Origin of the sequence: Lysinibacillus sp. K60, from assembly GCF_019731275.1 — a bacterium.
GTDB classification, from domain to species: domain Bacteria; phylum Bacillota; class Bacilli; order Bacillales_A; family Planococcaceae; genus Lysinibacillus; species Lysinibacillus capsici.
In genome coordinates this window covers 34,242-42,966 of sequence record NZ_JAASJR010000021.1, presented here as the reverse complement: position 1 = coordinate 42,966, position 8,725 = coordinate 34,242, and the positions used below count along the sequence as shown (strand labels likewise).

Sequence of the window (8,725 nt, the reverse complement as noted above, 5' to 3'; positions counted from 1 at the left end):
ATCAAGACGACATAGGAAGAAAAATGATAAAAGCCCTCGAGAGTGAACTTCTCGAGGGCTTTTGTCTACAGTCTGAAGCGTCTATGTTTACCATAGACGCTTTCATTAGCTTCTTAAAAAAAGTATTTATTTCATTTTAATTTCTGCTAAAGCATTTAAGAATTTATCGTTTAGCACTTTAATATAAGTACCTTTCATGCCTAAAGAGCGAGATTCAATGACACCAGCTGATTCAAGTTTACGTAATGCGTTTACGATCACTGAGCGTGTAATACCCACTCGATCAGCAATTTTAGAAGCAACTAGTAAACCTTCATTACCATCAAGTTCTTCGAAAATGTGTTCAATTGCCTCTAACTCACTGTACGAAAGTGAATTAATAGCCATTTGCACGACAGCTTTGCTACGAGCTTCTTCTTCAATTTCTTCAGACTTTTCACGTAAAATTTCCATCCCAACTACTGTTGCACCATACTCAGCTAAAATTAGATCATCATCTTCAAATTGTGAAGATAAACGAGCAAGAATTAGAGTGCCTAAACGCTCACCACCGCCAACGATTGGTACAATTGTTGTTAAAGCATTTTGGAATAAATCTTTATTTTCTACTGGGAAAGCAGTATGTTCATTATTAATATCTAAATTTGAAGATGTTTCAGAGATCGTAAATAAGCTATGTGTGTATTCCTCTGGGAATTGTCTCTCTTCAAACATTTTTTTCATACGTTCATTTTCAATTTGTTGGTGAATTGAAATACCTAATAATTTACCTTTACGGCTTAAAATATAGACATTACTATCAATAATATCTCCTAGTGTATCTGCCATTTCCTTAAAGTTTACAGGCTTACCAGCAGAAGCTTGAAGCATCGAGTTAATTTTACGTGTTTTTTCTAATAAATTCATTATATGTTCCTCCTATAAATAATCCGAAGAGTATTTACTAAATATTCTAAAGGTTTTTACTATTGAATGATACTAATCAGCTTTATCTTACAGTATAAACTGTGACAAATCTTTGTTTTTTACAATTCCCGCAAGTTTTTGATCCACATACGCCGCATTGATTGGAATACTCGCTGGCGCAATCTCAGATGCCTCAAACGATAGTTCTTCCAGTAAACGTTCTAATATTGTGTGTAAACGACGAGCTCCAATATTGTCTGTTTCCTGATTCACTTCAGTTGCTATCTCAGCAATTCGTTCAATAGCATCTGTCGTGAAATGAATTTCTACGCCTTCTGTCTCTAAAAGCGCTTTATATTGCAGAATTAATGATTGATCTGGTTCTTGTAAAATACGGACAAAATCCTGTTTTGTTAATTTTTCAAGCTCTACCCGAATTGGAAAACGGCCTTGTAACTCGGGAATTAGGTCTGATGGTTTTGACATATGAAATGCCCCAGCAGCAACAAACAGCATATAATCTGTTTTCACTGCACCATACTTCGTAGTGACAGTAGAACCTTCTACAATTGGTAAAATGTCACGTTGAACTCCTTCGCGGGAGACATTCGCCGAAGTATTTCCTTCTTTACTAGCAATTTTATCGATTTCGTCAATAAAAATGATGCCCGTTTGCTCAGCTCTATTAATGGCTTCCTGTGCTACTTCATCAGCATCTATCAGCTTATTTGCTTCTTCTATTGTTAAAATACGACGCGCGTCTTTTACTTGCACACGGCGTTTTTTCTGTTTTTTAGGCATTAAACTAGATAGCATATCCTGCATACCACTATTCGCAGACATATCCATTCCTGTTCCTTGTAACGCATCAAAAATGGATGGATTTTGTTCTGTTACCTCTACAGTAACCCACTCATTTTCTAACTTACCATTGCGTAGATCAATTGCAATTTGAGCACGCTTCGAGCGAACTTCTCCATCATCTGCTGATGAATCATCATTTGTTGGTTGTTCTTTCCCACCAAATAGCATTTCAAACGGATTTTGCATCGCCTGTTTTTTACGTAAAGAAGGCACCAAAAGTTTCACGATTGCTTCATTTGCTAATTGTTCTGCTTGTTCCTTGACAGACTCCATCATTTCTTCTTTAACTAGACGGTGAGAAGCTTCTACCAAGTCACGGACCATTGATTCAACATCTCTACCCACATAGCCTACTTCGGTAAACTTTGTCGCTTCAACTTTTACAAAAGGGGCATTGGTAAGCTTTGCAATCCTTCTGGCTATTTCTGTTTTACCGACACCAGTTGGCCCAATCATCAAAATATTTTTCGGAATAACTTCAGCCTTCATATCTTCATTTAACAACGAACGACGATAGCGGTTTCGTAACGCAATAGCTACTGCTCGCTTAGCTTCATTCTGCCCAACAATGTAACGATCTAAATGCTCAGTAATTTGTCTTGGCGTTAAATTTTTTTGTGTCATTAGTTCAGCGCCTCCACGATAATATTATGATTTGTAAATACACAGATTTCAGCAGCTGTTTCTAATGCCGCTTCAGCAATTTCACGAGCAGTCATTGTTTCACCTGCATATTTTTTTAATGCTCTACCTGCAGACAATGCATAATTGCCCCCAGAGCCAATGGCCAAAATGCCATCATCAGGTTCAATCACTTCTCCTGTACCCGAAACGAGTAATAAAGTCGTTTTATCCATTACTAGTAGCATCGCTTCTAGCTGACGCAGCATTTTATCACCACGCCATTGCTTCGCTACCTCAACGGCTGCGCGTTGTAAATTACCGTTATACTCATTTAATTTGCCTTCAAACATTTCAAAAAGTGTAAAGGCATCAGCAACTGAACCTGCAAAACCAGCGAGGACCTGCCCATTAAACAGACGTCTGACCTTCCTTGCTGTACCCTTCATCACAACTGCATTTCCCAATGTTACTTGACCATCACCAGCCATGGCACAGCCTCCGTTATGATGAACCGCAAATATCGTTGTTGCATGAATTTGTCCCATCTGCCTTCCTCCTTAGCTCTATTATGCCCTTGGATGAGCATTCATATATGTTTGACGAAGATGCTCTTTTGTTACATGTGTGTAAACTTGTGTAGAAGATAAATGTGAGTGACCTAATAACTCCTGCACCGTCCGCAAATCTGCGCCATTATTCAATAAATGAGTAGCAAAAGTATGGCGAAGCATGTGTGGGTAAATTTTTGTATGGAGTGAGGCCTTGTCAATCATTTCGTTTAAAATATGACGTACCCCTCTAGGAGTAAGTTCCCCACCACGCATATTAACAAACAACTGCAGATGATTCGTTTTTTTCATCAATCGTGGACGAGCTTGCTCTATGTAGTCCTGCATTGCTAAACTCGCAAATTGACCAAATGGAATGATTCGTTCTTTTCGACCTTTGCCCATTACTCGTATAATCGAATAATGAAAATCTACATCCTCTACTTGAATTGAAGTCAGTTCACTCACACGAATACCTGTTGCATATAACAGCTCTAATATAGCTATATTTCTTAATGATTTCAAATCATCACCAGTATTCGCATCAAATAACTGTTTCAATTCCTCTTCGTAGAAAAAATTAGGTAAACGTGATTCTTTTTTCGGATGATAAAGCGAACGAAATGCTCCGTCATCTAATCCGTACTGTCTATTTAGAAAGCGAAAAAAGGAGCGTATCGAAGAAATTTTCCTTGAAATAGAAGCCCTTGCCCTTTTCTCATCGTACAACTTTGTTACATAAAGACGTGCATGTATATATTCAACACTTGCTAAATCATCGATTCCCTCCGTTTGTAAAAAGGTTAAAAAATCTAGCAGGTCTGATTCATATTCTCGCACTGTATGAACAGAGAAGTTCTTTTCAACTTGGATGTAAAGCATGAACTGTTCGAGTGCATCTTGGGACGAAACTAACACAGAAAGATTCACCACCAATAATTTATTAATAATTTTCTTAAATGACTGACACTTGTAATATAACGGATATACAATTCTTTGTCATCTCTTACAAGTTTGTATCGTTTTTCTTATCATTAATAAACATACATATTGACACTAAACCTATCTTCATAATATAGCAAGTGTAAATAGTTATATTTTGAGAAAAACTCCATACAAAATAATAAAATACGTCTAATTAAGCATTTTGTCTACAAAAAGAAAAAGCCTCTAAGAGTATAACAACTTTTAGAGGCTTTTGGCAATTAAATTGTTTGTGAATTCACAAAATTTCGAATTGTGCTTATTGCGCGTGTTGCATGCATTTCCGCACGCTCTGGTTTAGAACGACGACCAGGCGGTAAGTCAGGGAAGATGCCGAAGTTTACATTCATAGGCTGGAAGTTTTTAGACTGTGCTTCTGTTATATAACGCGCCATGCTTCCTAATGCCGTTTCGAATGGGAAAATAATGGGCTCTTGTCCTAATGCTAAACGAGCTGCATTTATTCCTGCAATTAATCCACTACCTGCTGATTCAACATAGCCTTCTACACCAGTCATCTGACCTGCAAAGAAAATATTCTTTTGCTCACGAAGTTGATATGTTTTTTCTAAAACTTTCGGTGAATTAATGAAGGTGTTTCTGTGCATGACGCCATAGCGAACAATTTCTACATTCTCTAACCCAGGAATGAGCTGTAGCACTTCCTTTTGTGGCCCCCATTTTAAATGCGTTTGGAAGCCTACAATGTTGTAAAGCGTGCCTGCTGCATCGTCTTGACGAAGTTGAACAACTGCATATGGACGTTTTCCTGTTTTTGGATCCTCAAGACCTACTGGCTTCATCGGACCAAATAACATAGTTTTCTCTCCACGAGCTGCCATGACTTCAATTGGCATACAACCTTCAAAGTAAATTTCTTTTTCAAATTCCTTCAATGGTACAACTTCAGCTTCGATTAATGCTTGGCGGAAACGATCGAATTCTTCCTTTGTCATAGGACAGTTTAAATAAGCCGCTTCCCCTTTATCATAACGAGATTTTAAATAAACTTTATTCATATCAATACTATCTTTTTCGATAATAGGTGCTGCTGCATCGTAAAAGTATAAATAATCTAAACCAGTTAAACCTTGAATTTTTTCAGCTAAAGCTTTTGAAGTTAAAGGTCCTGTTGCAATAACTGTAATACCTTCTGGAATTTCTGTGACTTCTTCATGAATAACCTCCACAAGTGGATGGTTTTTCACAGTATCAGTTACATACCCTGCAAATTCGTGACGATCTACTGCTAAGGCCCCTCCAGCTGGTACTGAACATTGGTCTGCTGCCTTTAAGATAACAGAATCTAACATACGCATTTCTTCTTTGATAACGCCTACAGCATTTGTTAAACCGTTTGCCCGCAATGAGTTAGAACAAACAAGTTCTGCAAATTTATCAGTATGGTGCGCGGGAGTCTGCTTTACTGGACGCATTTCATAAAGTTTAACTTTTATACCCCGCTTAGCAATTTGCCAAGCTGCCTCACTACCTGCCAGTCCAGCTCCAATTACATTTACTACTTGTTCAGTCATGTTTCTTACCATCTTCCTATCATTGAGTAGGTGCTTCTTCATAGTCACACTTCGTACATTGAATTTGCACACCTTTTTTTATCTTTTTCTCTACTAATAATGCACTACATTTTGGACATGGTCTATTAATTGGCTTGTCCCATGAGACAAATTCACATTCAGGATACTGATTGCAACCATAGAATAGACGCTTTGTTTTACTTTTTCGCTCCACAATCTCGCCCGTTTCACAGGAAGGGCATTTCACACCAATAGGCTTCATAATCGCTTTTGTATTTCGACAATCCGGGAAATTAGAACAAGCCATAAATTTGCCATATCGTCCAAGCTTAAAGACCATTGGAGATCCACAAAGCTCACAGTCTTCCCCTGCAGGCTCATCTTTAATGACAACCTTTTCCATAGCTTCATCCGCATGTTTTACATGGACTTCAAAGTCCTTGTAAAATTCTTCCACAACTTTTTTCCATTGTCGATTGCCTTCTTCAATATCATCTAAATCTTGTTCCATTTGTGCGGTGAATTCGATGTTTATGATATCTGGGAAAAATTCTAGTACGAGTTGGTGTACGATCTCTCCTAGCTCTGTTGGCATAAATCGTTTAGCATCTAATACAACATAGCCACGGCGCTGAATTGTATCGAGGGTCGGTGCATATGTGGACGGGCGCCCAATTCCTAGTTCTTCCATTGTTTTAACAAGTCGCGCCTCAGAATAACGTGGTGGTGGCTGTGTAAAATGTTGTTTAGGCTCGATTTCAAGCGATTTTACTTGATCACCAATTTCCATCTCAGGTAAAAGTTTTGTCGTCTCTTCAGTTTGATCATCAGTACCTTCAATATATAGTTTCATAAAGCCTGCGAATTTAACTTGTGAGCCATTTGCACGGAATAAAACATCACCATTTTGAAGATCTACAGCTACAGTATCAAGTACTGCTGGTGCCATTTGACTCGCAATAAAGCGCTCCCAAATTAAGCGATATAAGCGTAGCTGATCACGGCTAAGTACCGTCTTTAATTCATCCGGTGTCCGCATTGTACTTGTTGGACGTATTGCTTCGTGCGCATCCTGTGCATTTGAAGCTTTCTTTGTTTGTTTTATATCTGTTGCAATGTATTCTTTTCCATATTTGCCCTCAATGTACGTAACCGCTTCTGCTTTTGCCGTATCAGAAATACGTGTGGAATCAGTACGCATATAAGTAATTAGCCCGACTGTCCCCTCTTTTTTTCCAATATCTATACCTTCGTATAATTGCTGAGCTAGCATCATGGTCTTTTTAGCACGGAAATTTAATTTTCGTGCTGCTTCTTGCTGTAAAGATGATGTTGTAAAGGCTGGTGCAGCATTACGCTTACGTTCCTTTTTCGTTACATTGACAACATCAAAGTTTGTTCCTTTAACATCTTTTAAGATTGCCTTTACTTGTGCTTCATTTGTTAATTTTATTTTGTCTTTACCATTCCCATAGTAAAGGGCATCAAATGATTTTTTTCCTTTTTCAAACGTTCCTTCAATTGTCCAATATTCTTCAGGTTGGAAGTTTTTAATTTCATTTTCACGATCAATGATCATACGTAGTGCTACAGATTGTACCCGACCTGCTGATAAACCTTTTTTCACCTTTTTCCATAGAATTGGGCTAATGTTATAGCCAACAAGTCGATCCAATATACGTCTTGTTTGCTGCGCATCTACTAAGTCCATGTTAATTGGACGTGGATTTTTAAAAGACTCTATAATTGCATCTTTAGTAATTTCATTAAATACAACACGACAATCTGAGTGAATATCAATATTTAATGCAGTCGCAAGGTGCCAAGCAATTGCTTCTCCCTCGCGGTCTGGATCGGCCGCTAGATAAACTTTCTTTACTTTTTTAGCTGCAGACTTTAATTCCTGTAACACAGGTCCTTTACCACGTATCGTAATATATTTAGGCTCGAAATTATTTTCCGCGCTAACGCCCATCTGACTACGTGGAAGATCCCGTACGTGTCCAACCGACGCTTTCACCTTATATTTCTTTCCTAAATAACGTTCAATTGTTTTTGCTTTTGCTGGTGATTCTACAATCACTAAATAATCCGCCATCTATGTCTCCCCCTTAGCGAGGTCTATTACTAATTTTTTAAGTTACCTGTTGCAAAATGTATAACAGATTTTAAGATAATGCAACTTTTTTTCAATTTTTGTTAGAAAAGAGGTCTAATGTTTCAATGATTTGATGACCATTCACTATGGGAATTGCTCCTTCAAAAAGCAATTGATTTGTCCCTTTTGATTGAGTTGCGTCTATAGGTCCTGGTACCACAAATACATCTTTTCCTTGCTCTAATGCAAGCTCTGTTGTAATAAGCGTGCCACTTTTTAATGCCGCTTCTGTCACAACTAATGCTCGAGATAAACCACTAATGATCCGGTTACGCATTGGGAAATGCCATTTTTCAGGCTTCATATAAGGGGGATATTCTGTCATTAATAACTGGTGCTCTGCCATTTGTGTAGCAAGAATGCGGTTTTCTGATGGATAGAGATAATTAAAACCATGTCCAAGCACCGCTATTGTATGACCGCCCATATCGATAGTCGCCCTATGTGCCATTGTATCTGCACCTCTTGCAAGCCCACTAACAACCGTATAATCACGTTGAATAAGTGGCGGGACAATTAAGTCTATCGCTCTTTTTGAATACGCTGTCGCCTTCCTAGAGCCTATAATAGCTATCTGTTTTTTATTTGTTAACAGGGAATATTGACCTTTCACATACAATACAGTAGGTGGACTTGATATTTCAAATAATTGCGCCGGGAAATAGGGATGATAAAACGGGATGGGGAAAATATTAGCCCGTGCATAGGCCTCTTCAAGTGGCGTTGTCATAATTTGTCGAAAGCGCTGAGAAAGTTGATGTGCTTTATGTGCTGATATTTGTAAAACTTTTGCGATGTCGTCATAATGAATGTCTTCAAAAGAGCTTAAAATATTCACAGGGGACAACAATTGCTGAAGTTTCTGAAGTGGTAATGGGTATACATAATGTAAGGCTAGTAATCTCTGCGTATCTACTGCGAGAATCATTCAATAAACCTCCTTTTATAATAGAAGAAATTAAATGACCGCATGATAATTTTCAACACAACATTGCATTATTATTTATAAAATCTGCCACAAAATTGTTGATTTCTTCATAAGTAAGTAGGTAATTGTTGAATGAAGTATGATAAACAGTGTATAAATAATGAAAAAGATGTAGCCG

The 8,725-nt window shown here is 37.9% G+C and carries 7 protein-coding genes; all 7 read right to left on the bottom strand.

Annotated elements, in window-relative coordinates; genetic code table 11:
- Nucleotides 1-126: 126 nt before the first annotated feature.
- Entirely contained in the window at nucleotides 127-906 is a 780-nt protein-coding gene (gene codY / locus HCH28_RS24510) for a GTP-sensing pleiotropic transcriptional regulator CodY (protein ID WP_004229266.1), read from the bottom strand.
- An 87-nt stretch (nucleotides 907-993) separates the two neighbouring features.
- Nucleotides 994-2,394, bottom strand: coding sequence for an ATP-dependent protease ATPase subunit HslU (gene hslU, locus HCH28_RS24505; RefSeq protein WP_221683447.1), 1,401 nt, complete (start codon nucleotides 2,392-2,394; stop codon nucleotides 994-996).
- Nucleotides 2,394-2,939, bottom strand: a complete 546-nt coding sequence (gene hslV, locus HCH28_RS24500) for an ATP-dependent protease subunit HslV (RefSeq protein WP_004229270.1) — start codon at nucleotides 2,937-2,939, stop codon at nucleotides 2,394-2,396. The genes hslU and hslV overlap by 1 nt, the downstream gene beginning before the upstream one ends.
- 21 nt (nucleotides 2,940-2,960) lie before the next feature.
- Entirely contained in the window at nucleotides 2,961-3,860 is a 900-nt protein-coding gene (gene xerC / locus HCH28_RS24495; RefSeq protein ID WP_004229272.1) for a tyrosine recombinase XerC, read from the bottom strand.
- Between the two features lie 287 nt (nucleotides 3,861-4,147).
- Nucleotides 4,148-5,461 carry an FADH(2)-oxidizing methylenetetrahydrofolate--tRNA-(uracil(54)-C(5))-methyltransferase TrmFO gene (gene trmFO / locus HCH28_RS24490; RefSeq protein WP_221683444.1) on the bottom strand — a complete coding sequence of 438 codons (1,314 nt, stop codon included), beginning with the start codon at nucleotides 5,459-5,461 and terminating at the stop codon, nucleotides 4,148-4,150.
- Between the two features lie 19 nt (nucleotides 5,462-5,480).
- Nucleotides 5,481-7,559 (bottom strand): type I DNA topoisomerase, encoded by a 2,079-nt coding sequence (gene topA / locus HCH28_RS24485; protein ID WP_221683442.1) that lies wholly within the window; start codon nucleotides 7,557-7,559, stop codon nucleotides 5,481-5,483.
- A 91-nt stretch (nucleotides 7,560-7,650) separates the two neighbouring features.
- Nucleotides 7,651-8,547, bottom strand: coding sequence for a DNA-processing protein DprA (gene dprA / locus HCH28_RS24480; RefSeq protein ID WP_221683441.1), 897 nt, complete (start codon nucleotides 8,545-8,547; stop codon nucleotides 7,651-7,653).
- Nucleotides 8,548-8,725 lie beyond the last annotated feature (178 nt).